2 rRNA genes are annotated in these 1,470 nt (G+C 55.6%); both read left to right on the forward strand.

The window, feature by feature from the left end:
- Positions 1 to 246, forward strand: a 16S ribosomal RNA gene (locus AC1DIM_RS19745); the annotation flags it as partial.
- A 549-nt stretch (positions 247 to 795) separates the two neighbouring features.
- A 23S ribosomal RNA gene (locus AC1DIM_RS19750) occupies positions 796 to 1,470 on the forward strand; the annotation flags it as partial.

A 1,470-nucleotide genomic window follows, 5' to 3' on the forward strand; every position in this document is an offset into this window, starting at 1 on the left:
CGGATTGGGGTCTGCAACTCGACCCCATGAAGTCGGAGTCGCTAGTAATCGCAGATCAGCAACGCTGCGGTGAATACGTTCCCGGGCCTTGTACACACCGCCCGTCAAGTCACGAAAGTTGGTAACACCCGAAGCCGGTGGCCTAACCCCTTTATGGGGAGGGAGCTGTCGAAGGTGGGACTGGCGATTGGGACTAAGTCGTAACAAGGTAGCCGTACCGGAAGGTGCGGCTGGATCACCTCCTTTCTAAGGAGCACCTACAACAACCTCGCCCCGTGTATGCGGGTGTGGTGGTGTTGTCAGGAGTACGCCCGTTGCGCAGACGWWWGTTCTGCGGCGGGTGCTCACGGGTGGAATATCAACAAATAGCGGCCGCGTGTTCTTCTTCCTTGCCTAGTACGGATCCTCTCTTGAGGGGGTCTTGGAACGGTGCGGGGAGTGGGGTGGGTGGTTTAGTGTTTGGCACACTGTTGGGTCCTGAGGCAACAGGRCCGGGGTGGGGGGCTGCAGCTTACGGGTTGTGGTGTTCTGTTCCGKGTTTGTTTGTTTCTGGTTTCCTGGCTGCACCGATSACACGGTTGACTCTCTTTTTGGGGGGTTGTGTGTGGGGTGTGTGGTTTGGGGTTGTTGTTTGAGAACTACATAGTGGACGCGAGCATCTTTTATAAGAAGCAATTTCCAAGAATATGAACCTGGATCTGTCCGGGTGCTGTTGCTGTGGCCTTTCGGGGTTGTGGTGGTGGTGTCCGGGTGGTTTTCGTGGTTCTCTCGAAAATTTCTGAATTGATCTTTTGTGGTCAAGTTTTTAAGAGCACACGGTGGATGCCTTGGCATTAGGAGCCGAAGAAGGACGTAGGAATCTGCGATAAGCCTGGGGGAGTCGATAACCGGACTGTGATCCCAGGGTGTCCGAATGGGGAAACCCCGCCAGGGGAGCGATCTGCCTGGTGACCCGCATCTGAACACATAGGGTGCGTGGAGGGAACGCGGGGAAGTGAAACATCTCAGTACCCGCAGGAAGAGAAAACAATAGTGATTCCGTTAGTAGTGGCGAGCGAACGCGGATCAGGCTAAACCGTTCCATGTGTGATAGCCGGCGGGCGTTGCATGGTCGGGGTTGTGGGACTTTCCGTTCTGTCTCTGCCGGGACAGTGGGGTGTGATGTGCAGGCATAGGTGAACGGTCTTGAAAGGCCGGCCAGAGAGGGTGTGAGCCCCGTAACCGAAATGTTTTGTGCCGCCTGTGAGAGTATCCCAAGTAGCACGGGGCCCGAGAAATCCCGTGCGAATCTGTCAGGACCACCTGATAAGCCTAAATACTCCCTAATGACCGATAGCGGACCAGTACCGTGAGGGAAAGGTGAAAAGTACCCCGGGAGGGGAGTGAAACAGTACCTGAAACCGTGTGCTTACAATCCGTCGGAGCCAGTCTGATTCTGGTGACGGCGTGCCTTTTGAAGAATGAGCCTGC

Source organism: Pseudarthrobacter sp. 01T43, assembly GCF_056398665.1.